This window comes from Butyrivibrio hungatei NK4A153 (assembly GCF_000424465.1).
Lineage (GTDB): Bacteria > Bacillota > Clostridia > Lachnospirales > Lachnospiraceae > Butyrivibrio > Butyrivibrio hungatei_A.
The window spans coordinates 38,582-59,518 of record NZ_KE384195.1 but is presented as its reverse complement, the minus strand read 5'-3'; the positions used below and the strand labels follow the sequence as shown (position 1 = coordinate 59,518).

Annotated in this window: 18 protein-coding genes; 14 read left to right on the top strand and 4 right to left on the bottom strand. The window is 41.4% G+C overall.

All coding sequences use genetic code 11. The annotated features are described in order from the left end of the window. Positions 1–41: 41 nt before the first annotated feature. The 11 genes from G628_RS0112175 to G628_RS0112125 all read left to right on the top strand — a co-directional run bounded on the left by G628_RS0112175 (position 42) and on the right by G628_RS0112125 (position 12,485). On the top strand, positions 42–1,427 hold the full coding sequence (locus G628_RS0112175; RefSeq protein ID WP_027209246.1) for a hypothetical protein: 1,386 nt from the start codon (positions 42–44) through the stop codon (positions 1,425–1,427). Positions 1,428–1,577: 150 nt separating this feature from the next. Then, entirely contained in the window at positions 1,578–2,822 is a 1,245-nt protein-coding gene (locus G628_RS17380) for an MFS transporter (RefSeq protein WP_051199189.1), read from the top strand. Positions 2,823–2,936: 114 nt separating this feature from the next. Beyond that, positions 2,937–3,464 carry a TIGR04002 family protein gene (locus G628_RS0112165; protein ID WP_051199188.1) on the top strand — a complete coding sequence of 176 codons (528 nt, stop codon included), beginning with the start codon at positions 2,937–2,939 and terminating at the stop codon, positions 3,462–3,464. Positions 3,465–3,475: 11 nt separating this feature from the next. After that, positions 3,476–4,072, top strand: coding sequence for a TIGR04100 family radical SAM protein (locus G628_RS0112160; RefSeq protein ID WP_026654474.1), 597 nt, complete (start codon positions 3,476–3,478; stop codon positions 4,070–4,072). Positions 4,073–4,360: 288 nt separating this feature from the next. Beyond that, on the top strand, positions 4,361–5,290 hold the full coding sequence (locus tag G628_RS0112155; RefSeq protein WP_027209244.1) for a hypothetical protein: 930 nt from the start codon (positions 4,361–4,363) through the stop codon (positions 5,288–5,290). 210 nt (positions 5,291–5,500) lie between these two features. Next, a complete protein-coding gene (locus G628_RS0112150) occupies positions 5,501–6,949 on the top strand; it encodes an aminotransferase class I/II-fold pyridoxal phosphate-dependent enzyme (RefSeq protein WP_026654476.1) in 1,449 nt (482 codons plus the stop codon). Between the two features lie 23 nt (positions 6,950–6,972). Then, positions 6,973–7,836: a polyamine aminopropyltransferase gene (gene speE / locus G628_RS0112145; protein WP_026654477.1), complete on the top strand. Its 864-nt coding sequence runs from the start codon at positions 6,973–6,975 to the stop codon at positions 7,834–7,836. After that, positions 7,833–9,095 carry a saccharopine dehydrogenase family protein gene (locus G628_RS0112140; RefSeq protein ID WP_026654478.1) on the top strand — a complete coding sequence of 421 codons (1,263 nt, stop codon included), beginning with the start codon at positions 7,833–7,835 and terminating at the stop codon, positions 9,093–9,095. The genes speE and G628_RS0112140 overlap by 4 nt, the downstream gene beginning before the upstream one ends. A 117-nt stretch (positions 9,096–9,212) precedes the next feature. Continuing rightward, a complete protein-coding gene (gene nspC / locus G628_RS0112135) occupies positions 9,213–10,376 on the top strand; it encodes a carboxynorspermidine decarboxylase (RefSeq protein ID WP_027209243.1) in 1,164 nt (387 codons plus the stop codon). Between the two features lie 13 nt (positions 10,377–10,389). Next, a complete protein-coding gene (gene aguA / locus G628_RS0112130; protein ID WP_034500927.1) occupies positions 10,390–11,550 on the top strand; it encodes an agmatine deiminase in 1,161 nt (386 codons plus the stop codon). Positions 11,551–11,585: 35 nt separating this feature from the next. Beyond that, entirely contained in the window at positions 11,586–12,485 is a 900-nt protein-coding gene (locus G628_RS0112125) for a nitrilase-related carbon-nitrogen hydrolase (protein ID WP_026654482.1), read from the top strand. Positions 12,486–12,576: 91 nt separating this feature from the next. On the opposite strand, the gene G628_RS0112120 is transcribed toward G628_RS0112125, so the two are convergent. The 4 genes from G628_RS0112120 to hslO all read right to left on the bottom strand — a co-directional run bounded on the left by G628_RS0112120 (position 12,577) and on the right by hslO (position 17,748). Next, the gene (locus G628_RS0112120; protein ID WP_027209241.1) at positions 12,577–13,662 is read right to left on the bottom strand and encodes a metallophosphoesterase; all 1,086 of its coding nucleotides are present in this window, start codon (positions 13,660–13,662) and stop codon (positions 12,577–12,579) included. Beyond that, complete coding sequence (locus tag G628_RS0112115; protein ID WP_027209240.1) at positions 13,659–14,930, bottom strand: metallophosphoesterase; 1,272 nt, start codon at positions 14,928–14,930, stop codon at positions 13,659–13,661. Before G628_RS0112115 ends, G628_RS0112120 begins: the two co-directional genes overlap by 4 nt. Before the next feature lie 211 nt (positions 14,931–15,141). Further along, positions 15,142–16,761, bottom strand: coding sequence for a hypothetical protein (locus G628_RS0112110; RefSeq protein WP_027209239.1), 1,620 nt, complete (start codon positions 16,759–16,761; stop codon positions 15,142–15,144). A gap of 99 nt (positions 16,762–16,860) precedes the next feature. After that, positions 16,861–17,748 carry an Hsp33 family molecular chaperone HslO gene (gene hslO / locus G628_RS0112105; RefSeq protein WP_026654485.1) on the bottom strand — a complete coding sequence of 296 codons (888 nt, stop codon included), beginning with the start codon at positions 17,746–17,748 and terminating at the stop codon, positions 16,861–16,863. Positions 17,749–17,996: 248 nt separating this feature from the next. Between hslO and G628_RS0112100 the strand changes: the two genes are divergently transcribed. From G628_RS0112100 to G628_RS0112090, 3 genes are read left to right on the top strand one after another with little or no spacing between them, the layout of a single operon-like run. Then, positions 17,997–18,635, top strand: a complete 639-nt coding sequence (locus G628_RS0112100; RefSeq protein ID WP_026654486.1) for a redox-sensing transcriptional repressor Rex — start codon at positions 17,997–17,999, stop codon at positions 18,633–18,635. 18 nt (positions 18,636–18,653) lie between these two features. Next, positions 18,654–19,316 (top strand): hypothetical protein, encoded by a 663-nt coding sequence (locus G628_RS0112095; RefSeq protein WP_026654487.1) that lies wholly within the window; start codon positions 18,654–18,656, stop codon positions 19,314–19,316. A gap of 51 nt (positions 19,317–19,367) precedes the next feature. Further along, complete coding sequence (locus G628_RS0112090; protein ID WP_027209238.1) at positions 19,368–20,924, top strand: bifunctional ADP-dependent NAD(P)H-hydrate dehydratase/NAD(P)H-hydrate epimerase; 1,557 nt, start codon at positions 19,368–19,370, stop codon at positions 20,922–20,924. Positions 20,925–20,937: the final 13 nt, after the last annotated feature.

Genomic DNA, 20,937 nt, shown 5'->3' with positions numbered 1-20,937 from the left:
AAATATCTGTATAAGAGGATAGCTTTGAAAGGAGACAGTATATGGAAGGTATGGACACTCAGGATATTCTGAGCGAACAGGATTTATCTAATGCAAATATTGACGATCTCTTGGCTGCCATGAAGGCAGAAGAGTCATCGGCAGGATTTTTGCGCGAAGATGTGGGAACTGCAACGGATGTGGGGAATGCCGCTGCAATTGATGATGCTCCAATTGATGTACTTAATGCGATAGCGGATGCTGCGCCCGGTTCTCAGGATATTCTTGATACTGATGCAGCGATTGCTGAGGGACTCGAGGGTATTGCTGCAGATGTGCAGGCGGAGGAAAAACCTGTTGAGACGTTGGGAGAAGGAGAATCTATTGATATTGAACCGATAGAAGAGTTGTTGGATACAGAGGAAACTGCTGAGGAAGTTACAGATGAAGCTGTAGATGAGGTTAAGGAAGCAGAACCGGCTGTTGATGTCGATGCAATGCTTGCTGCAATGGCGGAAGCCGAGACAGCAACTGATGTTGATGCGATGCTTGCTTCGATGGCGCAGGCAGATGCTTCCGGTAACGCAGAGTCTGAAGAGGTGAACCTTTCAGAGGAAGAGGCGGCGATTATGGATAATTTAGAGGCTTTGGCGGCAGAGATACCTGAAGTTGATAACGCTGCAGAAGTGCCGATTACCGAGACTGCAGATACCGGTATTACAGAGGCACCCATAACTGAGATTACAGAGAATATGTCGGCTGAGATTCCTATTACGGAAGCAACGGAACCTATGCCTGAGTTTTCGGAGGTAATCTTGGATGAGCCTGTTATAGAAGATAAATTAGAAACTCAGGAAATTCCTGATATAGAAGAAGCTATACCTGAAGCACCTGCTGCTGAAGATGCGTTTCTTGGAGAAGTTGTTGCCAAAGAGGCGGCGAATGTCGAGAGTGGTTTGCCCGATCCCGCTGAAATGGATGCTCTTATGGACGCAATGAAGGAGCCGGAGAGTGATCAAACTATTACTGAAGATATTGGAGGAGACATGTCAGCTGACGAGATGAATAATTTGGACGAAGTTTTGAATGCGGAGGTGGATGCTCTTACAGAGGCAGTTGTAGAGGAAGCAGCAACTTCTGCTTCTGATATGACTATGGCAGATGCCGTATCGGGAGATGCAAACCAGATTGAGAGCTTCCTTGAAAGCAACGGCTATGAATATACTGCCGTTAAAAACGGTGCAGAGACTATCTTTATTCTTAAGACAAGTGAGAACAATGCGCTGGCGATCACCTATGCTGATGGGGAATTCCAATCACTTGAACCCGGATTTAGCAAGGAAGATCAGCGTGGCTACGGAGATATCCTTACCGCATATGTAGAAGAAACAATCACATCAGGCGGTCAGTTTGAGATTAAGAGACATAAAGGCAGTACACTTGTATAAGAAATCAAGAAATCACACATGATATTATCAGAGACCTTGGCGAACATTGTCGGGGTCTCTTTTTAGTTTGACAGGAACTTGACTGTTTATTGTAAAAATGCTATCTTCTTGACTTAATACGTAGAGTTGCTTCGAGGAAGGATTGACATCATGGGATTATTTACACAATACAAGGGACTTAAAAGAGAAAATTACATTTTGTTTATAGGAAGGATAGCAACGAATCTTGGCGCGATGATCTGGCCGATTCTTACTATGATCCTAAACAAGAAGCTTGGAATGAATGCCACTGATACTGCGATGTTTTCAATAATCAGCGGATTGTTCTTTCTTCCGGCAAATATATGGGGCGGACATCTTGCAGACAAATTTAACAAGAAAAAACTAATAATATTTTGCGATATTATATCTATTATCCTTTATATCACAAGTGGTTTTTTACCGCTTTCCCTCTTTGCGATATGTGTAATAATGGCGGGATCCTTTTTCCAGACACTTGAGCATCCTGCTTATAGTGCGCTTGTTGCTGATATAACACCCAAGGATAAAAGAGAAAAAGCCTTTTCGCTGCTGTACCTCGGAAAAAATATCGGACTGATACTTGCACCGACTATCGCAGGATTTTTGTTTAACAACCATTTGCAATTGTGCTTTATCATAAATGGACTTGCAATATCAATTTCTACCGTTCTGATTGGGCTTTTTGTGAAAGATAAAGGTTTTGCCGGCAGAGAAGCCAAATCGAACGCTATGGTAAAGAAAGCGGGCAATGAGACTATATGGAGTGCCATTAAAAGCAGCACTGCGCTTATTTTCTTTATTATAGCCATGTGTTTTCAAGAAGGGGCATATTCTCAGTTTGGATATCTAATGCCACTTGATATTTCCAAAGCTTATCCGGAAACCGGTGCGGCGATATATGGTTCGGTTGCAAGTTTGAACTGCATAATAGTAGTTCTTTTTACTCCATTCATGACCATGCTGCTGGAAAAAGTATCTCTTGCAAAAAAATATATGATAGGAACAGTATTTCAGGTGCTCAGCTTTGCTTCGTTCCTTCTGTCATTTGGTCTGATCGGGGGATATTATATATCAATAATTCTCTTTACATTGGGAGAAATCCTGACGGCCACGGCTGTAGGCGCGTATCTGGCAGGAAAAGTATCTGCCGATCTGAGAGGAAGATTGTATGGTATTACAGACTTTGTTTCAGCGTTTATAACCGGTATTGTTAAGTATTATAGCGGATATCTGTTTGATAATTGCGGACTTAAATATGCGTGGACATTTTCAATAATTATGGCAGCATTTGCTGTGGTTGCGGCGATTGCTGCGGTAAAAGCCGATAAAAAAGAGATTGTCGATTGTTATGACGAGTCTCGAATGGCAAGTTGATCAAATCGTCGGAATCCATCTGGTCATATCAAAAAAACATAATCTGACTATTTCTATATAATCAGATTTGCTGTAAAGTTTCATATAAATATTTGATATGGGAGGGACGTTTCCATGACAGAGAAAAAAGCAAATACAAAAATACGACTTATGACCCTCGCCGGAGCAATGACTGCGTTAACCGTCATATTTACGGCATATATTTTTCATATACCTGTTGGTGTGAACGGAGGATATGTGCACTTTGGTGATTCGGTCATATATCTTTCTGCGGTACTTTTGCCTGCGCCATATGCAATGATTGTAGGTGCACTCGGGGGAGGAATCGCCGATCTTTTGACAGCACCTATGTGGGCTGTTGCCACGGTGATAATAAAGATGCTTATCGTATTACCTTTTACAAGTAAAAGCGATGCGCTTCTTACGAAAAGAAATATTATAGCTCCAATAATTTCATTCTTTATCTCGGCGACCGGATATTATATTGCGGAAAAGATTCTGTTTGGAAGCGAAGTTGCACTATTGTCTGCTTTGTCGGGCAGCCTTGTACAGTCCGGCGGAAGCGCGATCTTTTTCTACATAGGAGCGGCAGCGTTCCAGAGCGCGGGAATAAAGAGAAATATATTAAAATTTACATCATAAGGAGCAGGGAAATGGCAGATATCTTATATACATACAAAAACTCGGTTTATGCGAATATTACCAATAAATGTAATTGCAGTTGCACTTTTTGCATCAGATCACTAAAGAATGGACTTGGAAGTGCCGATAATCTATGGCATGAGAAAAATCCAACCAAAGAAGAAGTATTAGATGCGATACGTAATTATGATTTTTCCGGATATGATGAGCTTGTGTTCTGCGGATACGGCGAACCAACCTGTGCACTGGATACGCTTATTGAGGCGGCAGGGCTTGTGAAAAAAGAATTCGGATTAAAGACACGTCTTAATACCAATGGGCTTGGCAATGAGGAAAACGGCAGAAATATTGTACCTGAGCTTTCAAAGGTGATCGACAGCGTTTCTGTCAGCCTTAATGCACCTGATGCGGCAAAGTATCAGGAAGTGTCGAGACCCAAATATGAAAACGGTTTTGATAAGATGGTTGATTTTGCAGTGAAATGCAAAGAACAGATAAAAGATGTCAAATGGTCGATTGTTGATGTCCTTCCTGAACAGGATATCGAGAAATGTAAGGAATTATCTGAAAAAACCGGAATTGAACTTAGAATAAGACATTTTTCTTAAATAAGAAAAACTTGTGAAGCGCTACACCACGGGGATTGAAATGGTTTATTTTTTCTCTTGACTTTAGACTAAATTAATCATAAAATCCTTGCTGGATGTAGTGCTTTTTAGTTAATTATTCGGTAATGAGTAAGTTTATTATTGATTAAACGACTTTTCACAATCTTCACAATTTAGGTCGCATTATATGCTATAATATGACTTATGTATCAGATTGTGTGCGATACTAAGCAGCAAATGATGACACTTAATATTATGTTTTACGTTAAGCGGAGGAATTAGCCAAGTATGAAAATGTCAATTAATTCAATGTTACTGATCTCAACGCTATCAGTTGCCGTATGGGGATGCGCCGCAGCAGATACCGTAGTTGGGGTTGACCCGGCCAATGTTAAAATGGTCACTGCAAATGTAAATGCGAATGCAATACAGATTGCAGGAAGTGCGGATTCAGAAGATCCATCAAAGTTTGATTTTTTCAAGGATCACTCTTTTGAAATCAAAGAAGAGATTAAGGATGCTATAGCTGATGCGACATCAATGCAGAATGAGATTGACAGAGTAGAGAAGATCGCTAAAAAGTACTCAGAATTTTCTTCAATGGCTGTTACAGAAGAAGAGAAGGATGTTGCTGCAGGACTTGTTCGTACTGTATGGGATTGCGAGTTAAATACACTTTGTACAAGAGTTGCCGGCATATCGGATGTCGCTAAGAGAGAAAAACTTCTTGAAGACCAGAAAAACTGGAATGCAGTTAAAGAAGATGTAATGAAGAAAAGTATCGGCGACAGCAAAAATGGCGAAGCCGTAGATCCTAAACTTGCAAGCAAATTCATGGAGGATACCACTCATAACAGATGCGTGGCTCTTGCATATGAAATTGCCCAGTCAAGAGAAGAGAAGTTTAAAATCCCTGACAGATCGGCATACGGAATTTTTGTCGATACTCAGGATTCAGATACTCTCAGCAGTATACTTATAACACGAAAAGGTGCTGATAACACTAATGAGGCTGTAATTTCAATTCATCAGATGGCTCTTTTGGAAGGAACCTTTAAAGATAAAGGTAACGGAGAGCTTGAGTTTACCGGAAACAGAAACAATATTAAAGGAATCATTAAGCTGAACGGCTGGAAAGATGCGACATTAGAGATTACACAGAGCAATGATAAGATTTACAATGCGGGGCTCAATTACACATTTAATTTTGCATTTTGACACAGATATACAGAATAATAGAATAGTAGCTTAAATACTTTATTTCCTGCGAAATTTTACTTTCATAATGGGAAGATATATAGTATCATAATTTTGCTGCACAATTAGAATTGATTGGGGAGTAGTGCGTACGCTTTACACTGTACGCACCGCTCTTTTTTGATAGAGAACTTGTGCAACACCATTTCTCGATGGTAGGAGGAACGGCAGTTGGACCTTAGTAGACAAAAGAAAGCGCCTGTTTATGACGCTCTTGAAAAATTTCGCAAGCAAAGGGTTGTACCTTTTGATGTACCTGGGCATAAGAGGGGACGAGGGAACTCTGAACTGGTACGTTTTTTGGGTGACAGATGTGTTGGGATAGATGTTAATTCCATGAAACCTCTGGATAATCTCTGTCATCCGGTTTCTGTTATCAAGGAAGCTGAGGAGCTTATGGCGGATGCATTTGGCGCCGCGCATGCATTTATGATGGTAAATGGCACGACGAGTGCTGTTCAGGCGATGGTTCTTTCTCATGTAAAAAAAGGTGAAAAGATCATCATGCCCAGAAATGTGCATAAGAGTGCGATAAATGCACTTATCTTATGTGGGGCTGTACCTGTATATATTGATCCGAAGGTTGATACCAAGCTTGGAATTCCGCTTGGTATGGAGATTGCAGATGTAAAGAAGGCAGTGAAGGAAAATCCCGATGCCAAGGCTATTCTGATAAACAATCCTTCGTATTACGGAATTTGTTCAGATCTTAAAGCAATTGTCGATCTTGCACATGAAAACGGAATGAAAGCTCTGGTTGATGAGGCACATGGAACTCATTTGTATTTTGGACCCGGGCTTCCTTTAAATGCTATGGCTGCCGGTGCTGATATGGCAGCTATCAGTATGCATAAGTCCGGTGGAAGTCTTACGCAGAGTTCGATTCTTCTTTGCGGATCGGATGCGAATATCGGCTATATCAGCCGTATTGTAAATCTGACCCAGACTACAAGTGCAAGTTATCTTCTTTTGGGAAGTCTTGATATTTCCAGAAGAAATCTTGCTCTCAACGGACATGACAGTTTTGAAAAAGTAACTAAGATGGCGCAGTACGCCAGAGAAGAGATAAATGATATAGGCGGATATTACGCTTATGGCAATGAGCTTATAAACGGAGGAAGTATCTTTGACTTTGATGAGACCAAGCTTGTTGTAAATACGAGAAGCATCGGTCTTACGGGAATAGAGGTATACGATCTTCTCAGAGATGAATATGACATTCAGATGGAGTTTGGAGACTTGTCGAATGTCATGGCATATATTTCTATAGGAGACAGACTTCAGGATATAGAGAGACTTGCGGGAGCGCTTGCGGATATCAGAAGACTTTATTCTAAGCCTGAGCAGAGCTTTTTCTCGGCAGAGTATGTTACACCTATCGTCAAGGCTACGCCTCAGGAAGCTTTTTATGCGGAAAAAGAGCAGCTTCCTATCGAAGAGTGTGTAGGAAGGATAAGCGCCGAATCTGTAATGTGTTATCCTCCGGGAATACCGATTCTTTCTCCCGGAGAAGTAATAACAGGGGATATCCTTTCGTATATTAAGACGGCTATGGAGAAGGGATGTGCGATGCAGGGACCTGAGAGCGAAGATATTTCGGAGCTTTTTGTATTAAAATAAATAGGAGATCGATAATGGCAGAGATGGATTATTGGTTCAGTGATATGCATACCGGAAATGTTAAGATCAGTATCAGGATCAGCAAGCAGCTTTTTTCCGGCAGCAGCGAATTTCAGAGAATAGATGTTTTTGATTCGCCTGAGTTTGGCAAATTCCTTACTTCGGACGGTAATATTATCTTTTCCGAGAAGGACGAGTTTACTTATGATGAGATGATCGTACATGTTCCTATGGCTGTTCATCCCAAGGTTCAGAGAGTTCTCGTTCTCGGTGGCGGTGACGGCGGTGTTGCCAGAGAGCTTACTCATTATGAGGAGATCAAGGTAATCGACGTAGTTGAGCCGGACAATATGTTTGTGGATGTCTGCAAGCAGTATTTCCCCGACAATGCGGTAGGTCTTGAGGATGACAGAGTACATATCTATTATCAGGACGGTCTTAAGTACCTCCGCAAATGTGATGATATGTACGATCTTATAATAAATGACGCGACAGAACCTTTGGGACATGAAGCGGGTCTTTTTACCAAAGAGTTCTACGGAAGCTGCTATAAAGCGCTTCATGACGATGGAATAATGGTATATCAGCATGGAAGCCCGTTCTATGATGAGGACGAAGAGAGTTGCAGGGCAATGCACAGGAAGGCGTACAGAGTGTTCCCGGTAAACAGGGTTTATCAGGCGCATATTCCCACATGTCCCGCCGGATACTGGCTTTTTGGCTTCGCCAGCAAGAAGTACCATCCGCTCAAGGATTTTAATCCCGACAGATGGGATGAAAGAGGAATAAAGACGTGGTATTACACTACACATTTACATAAAGGAGCGTTTATGCTCCCAAAGTATGTAGAAGATTTGCTTCAGGAAGAGGAGGATATGTCAAGATGAGCAGATTACTTGTTATAGGTTGCGGTGGTGTCGCACAGGTTGCGATACAGAAATGCTGTCAGAACAGCAAGACATTTACCGAGCTTTGTATTGCGAGCCGCACAGTTTCTAAGTGTGATGCATTAAAGGAAAAGATAGAAAAGAGCGGTAGCAGTGTCAAGATTACTACAAAGTCTGTAAATGCAGATGATGTAAACGAGCTTATCGCACTTATTAAGGAGTATCAGCCTGACGCTGTTCTTAACGTTGCTCTTCCTTATCAGGATCTCGTGATCATGGACGCATGCCTTGAGTGCAAGGTTGACTATATCGATACAGCAAACTATGAGCCTGAAGATACAGACGATCCGAAGTGGCGTGAGATTTATGAGAAGCGTTGCAAGGAGAAGGGCTTTACAGCATACTTTGATTACAGCTGGCAGTGGGCATATATGGATAAGTTCAAGGAGGCAGGAATAACAGGCCTTCTCGGAACAGGATTTGATCCCGGCGTAACAAGCGTATTTACCGCATATGCAAAAAAGCATTATTTTGACGAGATTCATTATATCGATATCCTTGATTGCAACGGCGGAGACCATGGTTATGCTTTTGCAACAAACTTTAATCCTGAGATCAATCTCCGTGAAGTAAGCGCAAACGGAAGCTACTGGGAGGATGGCCACTGGGTTGAGACAAAGCCTATGGAGATCAAGAGAGTATATGAGTTCCCTGAAGTTGGACAGAAAGATATGTATCTTCTTCACCATGAAGAGATCGAAGCTCTCGGAAAGAACTTCCCTGAAGTTAAGAGAATCCGCTTCTTTATGACATTTGGACAGAGTTATCTTGACCATATGCGTTGCCTTGAAGATGTCGGAATGCTTTCAACGACTCCTATCAAGTTTGAGGGAAGAGATATTGTGCCTATCCAGTTCCTTAAGGCACTTCTTCCGGATCCCGCAAGCCTTGGTCCCAGAACTGTAGGAAAGACAAATATCGGATGTATTTTCCGCGGAATCAAAGATGGAAAAGAAAAGACTGTATATATCTACAATGTATGCGATCATCAGGAGTGCTACAAAGAACTCGGAAGCCAGGCTATCAGCTACACAACAGGTGTGCCTGCAATGATCGGAACAGCCCTTGTCGTAAACGGTCAGTGGAAAAAGCCGGGCGTATATACAACAGATGAGTTCGATCCCGATCCATATATGGAGATGCTTAATGAATACGGACTTCCTTGGGTGGTTGACGAGAATCCGATTTTGGTTGATTGAGATTGTTTTAAGCGATTATAATATAGGCAAAGCTTCACTTTTTATTTTAGAAGTGGAGCTTTGTTTGTTTTTTTGTTGTAGGAAATTGAGCAGTAAATAGGATTTAGGAGAGTTTTAATGAACATAACCGAAATAACAACGCCTGCTTATGTTATAGATGAGCAGAAACTTTTAAATAACCTGATAATTTTATCGGATATTGCCAAAGGCACGGGGGCAAAGATTCTTCTTGCACAGAAGGCTTTTTCTGCGTACAGTACGTATCCTCTTATAGGAGAATACCTTCAGGGAGCTACGGCTTCGGGACTTTACGAGGCGAAGCTTGCTTACGAAGAAATGATAAAGCCCTTCGAGGGAAAGAAAAAGCTCGAGAATCACGTATTTGAGCCGGCATTTAAGGATGAGGAATTTCCTCTTGTGTGTGAAGTTGCAGATCATATAGTTTTTAACTCTATAGCACAGCTTGAACACCACAGAAACGTATGGGAGAAAGCAGTCTCAGAGAAAAAACTTTCTGTTGGACTAAGGATCAATCCTGAATTTAGCACGCAGGAAGGACATGAGATATACGATCCTTGTGCACCCGGATCGCGTCTTGGAATAAGGAGAGAAAATCTTCCGGATCCGCTTCCCAAAGGAGTGGAGGGACTTCATTTCCATACTCTGTGTGAACAGGGATTTGAGCCACTTGAGGCGACTTTTAACGAAGTTGAAAATGACTTTGGAGAATTCTTTTCACAGATAAAATGGATAAACCTCGGCGGCGGACATCATATTACAAAGCCTGATTATGACAGAGAGGGGCTTAAGAATCTTATCAGATATATTAAAGAGAAGTATGATATTGATGTATATCTTGAGCCGGGTGAAGCGGTAGCACTTGATGCGGGATATCTTGTTACCACGGTGATGGATATTGTTGAGACGGAGGATTATCCTGTTCTTATTCTTGATACATCGGCTGCGTGTCACATGCCCGATGTGCTTGAAATGCCCTACAGGCCGCCTCTTAAGGATTCGGGCCTTTGCGATGAAAAAGAGTATACCTACAGATTGTCATCGAGAACATGCCTTGCGGGTGACGTTATAGGCGATTACAGCTTTGAACGGGAAATTAAGATCGGTGACAGGCTCACTTTTGAAGACATGGCAATCTACAGCATGGTAAAGAACAATACATTTAACGGTATGCCGCTTCCCGATATCGATATTATGCATAAAGACGGAAGTGTTGAAGTACTTAAGAAGTTTTCATATGACGATTTTAAATCAAGATTATGAGTAAGGAGTTAGGTTGAAGATAACGAGAAAGGGCGCATTGCCCATAAATGACGGCTTTCGTATGCAGGCGGAGTTTGACCGGCATGAAGGCACAATAATGATATATCCCACAAGACCGGGAAGCTGGGGAAAAGACAGAAGCGGAGCGCTTGCTTCTTTTGGAATGATCTTTTATGAGATATTAAAAAGAGAAGACTTATATCTTCTTGTTCCGAGCAATCCTCTATATTACGCGGAGGCAAAAGAGTTCACCGATCTGATAGCGAGAAAAATCTGCACAGACTGCGGAGGAAGACTTGATCATGCGATGAATCTTATAAAGATCGATACCGACGATTCGTGGGCAAGAGACGTTGCACCAATATTTGTTTCGGGAAAAGACGGATCGAAAAGAGGCGTGAATTTTGGCTTTAACGCATGGGGCGGCGAATTTGACGGACTTTATGCAAGCTGGGATAAGGATAATGCGGTTCCCGAAAAATTCTGCGATTTTTGCGGATATGAATATTACGATGCGGAGCCATTTATCCTTGAAGGAGGCTCTGTTCATACGGACGGCGACGGAACATTGATGGTTACTGAGAGCTGCCTTTTAAGCAAGGGAAGAAATCCTTCTCTTTCAAAAGAACAGATAGAAGAAAAGCTAAAGACATATCTCGGAGCTGAGAAAGTTTTATGGCTTCCCAGAGGAATCTACAATGATGAGACGAACGAGCATGTAGATAATGTGTGCGCGTTCACAAAACCCGGAGAAGTTGTTCTTGCGTGGACCGATAATAAGAATGACCCTCAATACGAGCTTTCGAAGGCATCATATGATTATCTTATGAGTAAGACAGATGCGAAGGGCAGGAAAATAAAGATTCGCAAGCTTCCGATTCCCGATGTTCCCGTTCTTATAAATGAAGATAATCTCGCCAATTATGTGTTTGAGGACGGCGAAGATGAAAGAAGCGTAGGAGAGAGACTTGCCGCAAGTTACGTGAATTATTATTATATTAACGGAGCACTTCTTGTTCCTCAGTTTGGCGGAGCGAATAAGGAGAGCGATAAGAGAGCTCTTGATATATTAAAAGAGATTCATCCGGACAGAGAAGTTGTAGGCATCCCTGCTACAGACATTCTGCTTGGCGGCGGAAATATTCACTGCATAACACAGCAGATACCGGAATAAATAAAAAACTTGTCTATAATACGGAGGACATTAAAATGTCAGATACTGTCAAAGTTGCATGTATCCAGTTTGCATGCGGAGAGAGCGCGGCATCCGATGAGGAGCAGGTAAAGCGCAATATAGAAAAAGCGGGAAAACTTGCTTTGGAAGCGGCACAGAACGGTGCAAAGCTCATTCTTCTTTCTGAACTTTTTGAAAGAAAGTATTTTTGCCAGGAGAGAAGATACGATTATTATGAGCTTGCAGAGCCTGCACTTACAAATCCTGCGGTAGTTTATTTCAAGGATTTCTGTAAAAAGAACAATGTGGTAATGCCAATAAGTATTTTTGAAAAAGATGAGAATGTATTCTATAACTCTGTTGTCATGATAGATTCTGACGGTGAGATAGTTGATATTTACAGGAAAACTCATATTCCCGACGATCATTACTATCAGGAGAAGTTCTATTTTACACCCGGAAATACCGGATTTAAGGTGTTTAAGACTTCTGTCGGAAATATCGGTGTCGGAATATGCTGGGACCAGTGGTTTCCTGAGACTGCAAGGTGCCTTGCGATAAACGGCGCCGATATTATCCTGTATCCGACAGCAATAGGATCTGAACCTATACTTGATGTTGACAGCTCGGGACACTGGATGAGAACCATGCAGGGACATTCCGCTGCAAATGTTATTCCTGTTGCTGCTGCAAACAGGATAGGAACGGAAGAAGTTACACCATGCGAAGAAAACGGCAATCAGAGTTCAAGCCTGTGCTTCTACGGAAGCAGCTTCCTTACCGATGAGACTGGAGATGTGATCTCAGAGGCAAGCAGAGATAAGGAAGAGATTATATATGCAGAATATAACTTTGAAGAGAATAGAAAGATGAGATCTTCATGGGGACTTTTCAGAGACAGAAGGCCTGAATGCTATGGAGATATTGTTAGGTAAAGAGAAATTGTAATAATATAAAGTGCCACTTTTTTGATTGATACTCAAAAAAGTGGCGCTTTTACTTATACGGTGGGAAAAATATATTACTTTATTTGGTTTGAGATATTATTTTGTCTACATCTTTCTGAACGTCTGAATCGCGAAGATTTTTTGGTAAATTCTTTGTTTTGAGAAGGAATGTCTCTTCAATTGCTTTATCGTTATTATCGATGACTATAACTCCAATATTTTCAAATTCGGTACCTGTTGATAATATTTTTTCTCTTTCAGGTTCACCTTTTTGAGGAGGAGTAATAGTGCTGTGTGAGTGACCGTCTACAATAAGGTCAAGTGGTACCGGAGCTATATTTTGTTCCGCGTTTCCTTTGGTCAAGGCGTTATAAACGTCAACACTTCGGCATTGATCTTTTTCAAATGCATCTTCAAGACCTAAATGAGCCAGGCAAATAACAATATCAGATCCGCTATTTTTTAATTCTGTAACCTGATCTCTGGAAATGTTGAGCAGTTTATCGCCGACAGCAACAGAGACTTTGGGGTCAAAAGTAGTTACATCAGGGGTAGCAACTCCAAAAAAGCCTATTGTTATTTTGTTTTTGGGATCATCTTCGTTTAAGGTGATCTTGTGGTTTTTAATAAAATCAAAAGTGTTTTCCTGCGTGACATTTGCGTTTATCACTTTAAATGTTGCTCTTTCGATGTTGCCTTTAAGGTATTGCGCTTTATAAAATTCATGATTACCAAGGGTTGCAACATCATAACCTACTTTGTTCATCAGATCGATTGCATTACAATTATCGGGGGTTGTATAAATTGGTTTCTTTTTGTCGTTGCTAAAATCACCTGCGTCAATGACAAGGACATTAGCCTGATACTTGTCTTTTAAAGTCTTCTTTAAACCTGCAAGATATGGATAACCTTCAATCGCACCGTGTACATCGTTTGTTGTCAGGATTATTGTCTTGCCTTTGAGGGAAGAACTTTTATTCTTATTATTTGCTGCCAGTTCATCAAAATGACTGTATTCTTTGAAGTTTGGGGTCGGAATGGGATAGTTAATATCACCAACTTGGGCATTTGCAATTGAGCCACTGACATTTGCTGTAAAGAAAAGGGTAGTGGCCATTGAAACTGATAGAAGGGCTTTAGTTGCTTTGTTTTTTATAATGTTCATGCCGATTTCCTCCTTTTGCTGTCTGAGTGTGAGCGATTGGATTTCTTTTCTTTGCTTGTTTTTTCGGGTGTGCCGCCAAAGAAGCTCGGGTTATATGAATTTATAATACTTGTAATGGTTGCATTTGCTTCTTCATCGGGACCGAGATTCTCTTTCATGTCATCGAGTGATACAAGGACAGATTTTTCAATTTTAGCTTTACCGTCTGTGTCTTTTCCGATGATAGTGATGCCTGCGTACTGAAGCATATATTTGCCTGACATGATAGGTTCACCGTTTCCGCCTGAGCTTATAAGAGTGTGAGAGTGACCGTCAAGAACCAGATCCAGAGGGTAATTAGCCTTGTATGTGGGATCGTTTTTCACTGCGTTGTATATATCGATACTTCTGTTTTGGTGGTCACCACGGTCATCTTCAAGGCCTAAGTGTGAAAGACAGATGATGATATCCGCACCATTATCTCCAAGAGAGTTTATCTGATATTTTGCGCAAGATAATGCCAGCGAGTCTTTTAACTTTTTGGCTGAAATATTATTTATGTTAGCTTCTCCTGTAAGGAGGCCGAAGAAACCAACCTTTATGCCTGTTTTGGAACTATTATATGTATAACTTGGGGCGCAAAAATAATCTTTTTCGGTAAGACTGTTAAATGCGTTCATCAATGCATTGTTGTCATTTTTATTGTTTTTTTCGGCGGTTTCCAGTTCTGTACGAGCATCTTTTGTAACTAGATTTGAACAAATAACTTTGAATTTTGCTTTCGATAGATTTTTATCAAGCTTAACGAAACTTTCAAATTCATGATTGCCTAAAGTCGCGATATCATATCCGGCAGCGTTCATGGCTTCAACACCGGCCAAACCTTCTGAAGGTTCCATGCAGTTGGCACTGTCGGCGTCCTCATTATTGTGTTCAGGATTTTTGTCCTGGCTGAAATCTCCGGAGTCGACAAGGAGAACATCAGCATTGAGTTCATTTTTGAAAAAGTTTTTTAGTGATGCTACATATGGATATTTCTGTATAGCACCGTGTACATCGTTTGTGGAAATAATTACCAGCTTGTCGGACAGGTCTTTGCCTTCCGCTACCATTTTTTTGAAATCAGATATTTTTCCGTCAACAGACTCATTGTGTTCGTATGAGACGGTTTTTGTTTCGGCGTGTGCAACAGACGCACCGAAATTTGAAGAAAGAAAGATTGCTGTTGCCATTATCATAGACATTACAGCCCGAATGGCAGGTGCTTTGTTTACATTGTGTCTTTTCATACTACTACCTCCTTTGATGTTAAAATCTCTGTTGTGTCACGTAGTAAGCATCTTGGGCCCCAATGCTTAAATAATAGTATAACGTAAAAAGAAAATTAATTAAACCCCTAAATTTTTAACTCATATTTTAATATATTAATAAAAGAACCACTTCCCTGATATATGATCAAAGAAGTGGTTCGATATATATTAAAACTTTTTCATTCGAAAATTAGAACCAGAAGAAATCATCATCCTCTTCTTCAGGGAATAATTCGTCAAATAATGACTTGCTGTTCTGCTGATACTGAGGGGCAGGTGCTCCGTCGGGCTTAGCGGGAACGGTTTCAGCCTTAGGAGCGGCAGCTCCGTCAGGTTTAGCCGGAACAGTCTCACCCTTAGGTGCAGCAGCTCCGTCCGGTTTAGCGGGAACTGTTTCACCCTTAGGTGCAGCGGCTCCGTCCGGTTTTGGAGTGGATGTGCCACCCTTAGGTTGTGGAGTGGGCTTTGGCTGTGGTGAAGGTTTGGGCTGAGGCTGAGGTGTGTCACCGCATCTAGGCTGTGGTGAAGGCTTGGGCTGAGGTGTTGACTTGCCGTTGGTCTTTCCTGTGCAGCTGTTGTAATCCCAATCCCAATCGCAATCGAAGTCGCAATCAGCATCGCCGAAGAGGTTGAAACCAAATCCACCGATCATATCACTTACGAACTTGGAGATGTTTGAATCACCACCAAGGTTCTTGATGATGTCATCGAGAGAGAAGAGGAAATTATCTTCGATAGACTTGCTGTTGTTATCAAGAATTGTTACACCGATATTACGAAGAAGCATATCAGCTAACTTAAGGGGCAGAGCGCTTTCGCCTTCAGCGAAGAGAGAGCAACCGTCGAGAAGAAGATCGATGAAATCCATGCCTGATCCGCCCTTGGATGCACCCTTTGAGGCACTCTTTCCGCCAAGGCCAAACAAATTGCCAAGCAGATTAAAGATTCCGCTGCCACCCTTAAGAGCATCACCCAAGCCAAGCTGGGACATGCAGATAACAAGGTCGGCACCATCTTCCTTAAGACTCTGAGCCTGCTGTTCGGCGCAAGTATACCATTCAGAATTCTTGGATAAGTCATAGTTTCCTAAAGCTTCATATTCGGGCAATCCGAAGAAGCCGATCTTCATGTCTGAATTAGCACAGTCATACATGAAGCTGTTGTCACAAAGGTTGTTTTGCTTCATAATGCTTGAGAAGCAATCGGATGACTGTGAGAAATCCTTTCCTTTGCCTTTGCAAGCAGCATTCATTGCCTTGTCGGCACAGTCGAAATTAACAATGCTGCAACCTGAATCAAAATAATTGTTTGTATTTATATCGGATCCGTAGTTGAATCCGTAATTTCCGAAATTAGCAAAATCATAGCCGGCTTCATTCATTGCAAGGAAAGCGGCATAATCGTTATCGTAAGTGTTCATGCACTGAGCACCACCGTTGGCACTCCAAAATTTTTCCATATCTTTACCTTCACAGAAATCACCTGTGTCGATAAGAACAACATCAGACTTCAAGCTATCTTCAAAAAAGTTCTTAAGAGATGCAACATAAGGATATTTATCGAAATTACATTGTGCATCATTGGTTGAAAGGATAACTGTTTTATCGGACATATCCTTTCCTTCTTCTACAAGCTTTTTGAAATCATTGATACTGGCTACACCAGAAGTGTTATTTATATGTACACCTTCTTTTCCTCCGGCATGTGCAACGGCTGCACCTATACCGGAAGTCAGAAAGATAGTCGATGCCAGAGTTAAGGACATGACGGTCCTGATGGCACGCGATTTTTTTACAGTGTGTCTTGTCATACTATTACCTCCTTTGTTAAAACCCCTGTAACTTTGTTAGTAAAATGTTACTAACATCTAAGTAATAGTATAACGCATAATCTGTTTTTATAAAAGGTGTTATTTCAAATTTCTTTGAATTTCAAGGAGTTCAGACGTTTTAAAGATATATTTTTTGTTACAAAAATGACAACATAATTCTATAGGTTTTCCATCGTCAATCAGCTCCTGAAGCTCTTTTCGGCCAATTAACATAAGGGCTCTTTCAACCCTGTCTTTGTCGCAATTGCAGAAAAAATTTAAATCAATTTTATCTGTGATCTCTATATCGAAGCCTTCGAGAATTATGTTAAGTAAATCTTCAGGAGCCTTTCCGGCCTTGAGAATATCAGTAACCGAAGAGAATTTTGTAAGATTTTCCTCGAGCTTTGATATTACTTCTTCGGAAGCGAAGGGCAGAAGCTGGATGATAAATCCGCCTGCGGCGATAACGGAAAGATTCTCTCTTTCAACAAGAACGCCGAGTCCGACTGAAGAAGGAGTCTGTTCAGACTTGGTAAAATAGTATGTGAGATCTTCGGCAACTTCTCCGGTATACAGAGGAACCTGGCCGACATAGGGCTCTTTTAACCCCATATCCCTGATAACGGTGAGAGTACCTTCGCCGATTCCGCCTCCTACATTTAAATGTCCGGCCGCATTTGGTTCCATGACAACATAAGGATTTGTAACATAGCCCTTAACATTACCAAACCTGTCGGCTGTAGCAAGAACTCCTTTTAAAGGACCGTCACCGTCCATCTTTACGGTTATGAGGTCCTGATCGTTATCCATCATTGTTCCCATCATTACAGTGCCTGTCATAAGACGTCCGAGTGCCGCTGCGGCAATGGGAGAGAGGTTGTGTGCTTTTCTTCCGTATTCGGCAAGATCTCTTGTTGTTGCAGCGAAAGCTCTTATCTGCGCATCTGCTGCGGTTGCGCGTACCATATAATCTTTATATGACATGATTTATCCTCAACTTTCTTTATTATCAATAGATGTAATTCGTATTGAATAATATATGATTTCACTATTAAAGTAAATGGCGCGGTAAATCAGCTGTTTTTGCGGAATATGTGGCTTTATCCGATTGACATAGATTTAACGCACAGATATAATTATTTTGTATAATCCTTAACAATCTATACTATTGTTTAAAAGAGAATTCTAAGAATTATTTCAGTTAAAAATAATACATAATAAAGGAGCAGAATATGGCAGATAAGGAAATTTCTCAGGCGGTCATTTCCAGACTTCCGCGTTATTTCAGATATTTGGGAGATCTCAAGGAGAAAGGTGTTGAGAGAATATCTTCTCAAGAGCTTAGCGACATCATGAAAGTCACTGCTTCTCAGATAAGGCAGGATTTTAATAATTTTGGTGGTTTTGGTCAGCAGGGATATGGTTATAACGTAGGTTATCTCTATGACGAGATCAGTAAGATTTTGGGAATAGACAAGGAACACAGCCTTGTTATTATCGGAGCCGGACATCTCGGCAAAGCAATCGCGGGTTACACGAATTTTACAAGAAGAGGATTTGTTTTCAAAGGAGCATTTGATTGTAACCCCGATCTTTTCGGATCAAAGATAAGAGATGTGGAAGTTCGTCCAATCGATGAAGTAGAAGATTTTGTAAAAAACAATAAAATAGAGATAGCTGTTTTGACCATTCCGAAGGATCAGGCAGTTCCGATGGCTCACAGACTATGCAAGTGTGGAATTAAAGCCATCTGGAACTTTGCACACGTCGATCTCGAGGTGCCTGACTATATTGTGGTAGAAAATGTACATTTATCTGACAGTTTGATGAAATTATCGTATAATATAAACAGGTCAGGAAAAAATGTTTAACTCAGGTGAGAAAAACTAATGGCAAAAGACAAAGAAGCTTATATGTCTGCGTTACAGGGAAAGAATATTCCCATTTTGACGCTGGATAACAAATGGCACCAGCTTTTTACGCAGACGGAAATGACACCGGAGATCTCGAATCTTGCGGATGAATTGAATGCACTTGTCGAGCGTGACGGGAAGTTGCGCAGTGAGACCAAGGACCTTAAGAAGGTTAAGAAAAAGCTTCTTGGTGAGATTGTGCCCCTTAGGGACGAAGCCAATAAAGCGGGTGATTCATCTGCTATCGAGAAAAAAATTGAAGACAGAACAAGACTTATCAATGACTGCAACGAAAGAATCGAATCCTACGATGATGAACTCAGGGATCTTTCGAAAAAGATATATGAAGCCGATTACGAGCTGATGATCGAAACGATGAAGGTTTGCTATGAGAGACTTCATGATAATACCGAGTACATCACGGAACTTGATAAATGGGTTTCGGATTTCAGAGTGCAACTTAAGAAGAATATAGTTCTCATGCAACAGGCGGAGATGGAAAATTATAATCTTTATTCCTATATGCATCAGATCTTTGGGCCGGAAGTTATTGAAATATTCGATATGAAATACGATCCGGACAGAAGACATCCTATCCGCAGGCCTCTTGCAGGCAATGACAAGGATTACACATCATAATTGATTTAAAAAGCTGCCTGATGGCAGCTTTTTTCAAAGGGGAGATAAGCTATGAAGTATGCGGTGACAAGCGATGAGATGAAAAGATATGACAGAAATACTTCGGAGGTCTTCGGAGTGAGCACTGAGATTTTGATGGAAAGAGCGTCTCTCTGCGTTGCTGATGAGATTGAAAAACATATTTCTTCCAAAAACGCAGACAGAAAGTACACAGCGCTTGTTTTTGCCGGAGTCGGAAATAACGGCGGAGACGGCATTTGTACCGCGAGGCTTTTAAAACAAAGGGGCATAAGAGTCAAGCTTGTGGTAGTCGGTGATATGACTAAGTGCAGCGACCTGTGCCTGAAGCAACTTAAGATCGCGGCAAATTACGGAATCAATGCTGACACTTTTTCCAATATAAGAGACAACAAAAGCCCTGCTGAATGGGATATTATAGTAGATGCATTGTTTGGTATAGGGATTTCCAGAAATATTACGGGAAGTTATGCCGAGGTTATCGACTATATCAATGATTGCAAAAAAGACAGAAGAGACGATCTTTTTGTTGTGTCTGTCGACATTCCTTCGGGGATAAATGCTGATGACGGAAGGATCTGTTCTCTTTGTGTAAAAGCTGATGAAACTGTTACGTTTAACTGCGTAAAACTGGGACATATTCTGTATCCGGGATGCGAATATACTGGCAAGCTTGTTGTCTGCGATGCCGGAATTACAAAAGAAAGCTTTTGCGGAAACACTCCGGAATATTTCTTTTATGACGAGAAAGTTACAGCTCTTTTGCCCGAGAGAAAAAAGTATTCAAATAAGGGAACAAACGGAAAAATCCTTATAATTGCCGGCTCGAAGGAAATAAGCGGAGCATGTGCGCTTAGCGCGGGAGCGTGTCTCAAAGCCGGAGCAGGGATGGTAAAGGTGTTTACGGCTTCTGAAAATGCGGAAGTCATAAAGACTGTTATTCCGGAAGTCCTTATTGATACATATGAGGACTATGAACCTGTTTCGGAGAAGCTTGAAGATGCGATGAACTGGTCGACGGCAGCGGTTGTGGGCCCGGGAATCGGGATGACCGGTAGGGGGGCTGAGATCCTTAAAATCGTTCTTTCAAGATATGACAAGAACCTTGTTGTTGATGCGGACGGACTTAATCTTATTTCAACCGATAAGGAACTTAGGCGTCTTGCGGGCAACTTTGGAAGAAACGGCAAAAAGCTTATCCTTACGCCTCATCTTGCTGAATTTGCAAGACTTTTTGGAAGGGATATTAAGGAGTGTAAGAGGAATATTCTCTTTTATCCAAAAGAACTTGCCAAAGAACTTCATTGTACGGTCATTTGTAAGGATGCGCGAAGCGTTGTTAGTGACAGTAACGAAAAAAAGATTTATATTAATATAAGCGGAAATGACGGCATGGCAACCGCGGGAAGCGGAGATGTGCTTTCGGGCGTGCTTGGAGCTCTTGTGGGAACGGAACTTAGTTCTTTTGAATGCGCCTGCATAGGAGCGTATCTGCACGGGGCTGCGGGCGATCTGGCGGCTGCTCGTCACGGAAAGCTTTCGATGGTTGCTTCCGACATAGTGGATGAACTTGAGAATATTTTGAATTAAAAACGGATGGAAT

Excerpts from the sequence above, each read along its gene's own strand:
- G628_RS0112160 (WP_026654474.1), top strand. The coding sequence starts at position 3,476 with ATGGCAGATATCTTATATACATACAAAAACTCGGTTTATGCGAATATT.
- G628_RS0112140 (WP_026654478.1), top strand. The coding sequence starts at position 7,833 with ATGAGCAGATTACTTGTTATAGGTTGCGGTGGTGTCGCACAGGTTGCG.
- G628_RS0112110 (WP_027209239.1), bottom strand. The coding sequence starts at position 16,761 with ATGACAAGACACACTGTAAAAAAATCGCGTGCCATCAGGACCGTCATG.
- speE (WP_026654477.1), top strand. The coding sequence starts at position 6,973 with ATGGATTATTGGTTCAGTGATATGCATACCGGAAATGTTAAGATCAGT.
- G628_RS0112165 (WP_051199188.1), top strand. The coding sequence starts at position 2,937 with ATGACAGAGAAAAAAGCAAATACAAAAATACGACTTATGACCCTCGCC.
- G628_RS0112175 (WP_027209246.1), top strand. The coding sequence starts at position 42 with ATGGAAGGTATGGACACTCAGGATATTCTGAGCGAACAGGATTTATCT.
- G628_RS0112095 (WP_026654487.1), top strand. The coding sequence starts at position 18,654 with ATGGCAAAAGACAAAGAAGCTTATATGTCTGCGTTACAGGGAAAGAAT.
- nspC (WP_027209243.1), top strand. The coding sequence starts at position 9,213 with ATGAACATAACCGAAATAACAACGCCTGCTTATGTTATAGATGAGCAG.
- G628_RS0112125 (WP_026654482.1), top strand. The coding sequence starts at position 11,586 with ATGTCAGATACTGTCAAAGTTGCATGTATCCAGTTTGCATGCGGAGAG.
- G628_RS0112090 (WP_027209238.1), top strand. The coding sequence starts at position 19,368 with ATGAAGTATGCGGTGACAAGCGATGAGATGAAAAGATATGACAGAAAT.
- G628_RS0112115 (WP_027209240.1), bottom strand. The coding sequence starts at position 14,930 with ATGAAAAGACACAATGTAAACAAAGCACCTGCCATTCGGGCTGTAATG.
- hslO (WP_026654485.1), bottom strand. The coding sequence starts at position 17,748 with ATGTCATATAAAGATTATATGGTACGCGCAACCGCAGCAGATGCGCAG.
- G628_RS0112100 (WP_026654486.1), top strand. The coding sequence starts at position 17,997 with ATGGCAGATAAGGAAATTTCTCAGGCGGTCATTTCCAGACTTCCGCGT.
- G628_RS17380 (WP_051199189.1), top strand. The coding sequence starts at position 1,578 with ATGGGATTATTTACACAATACAAGGGACTTAAAAGAGAAAATTACATT.
- G628_RS0112155 (WP_027209244.1), top strand. The coding sequence starts at position 4,361 with ATGAAAATGTCAATTAATTCAATGTTACTGATCTCAACGCTATCAGTT.
- G628_RS0112120 (WP_027209241.1), bottom strand. The coding sequence starts at position 13,662 with ATGAACATTATAAAAAACAAAGCAACTAAAGCCCTTCTATCAGTTTCA.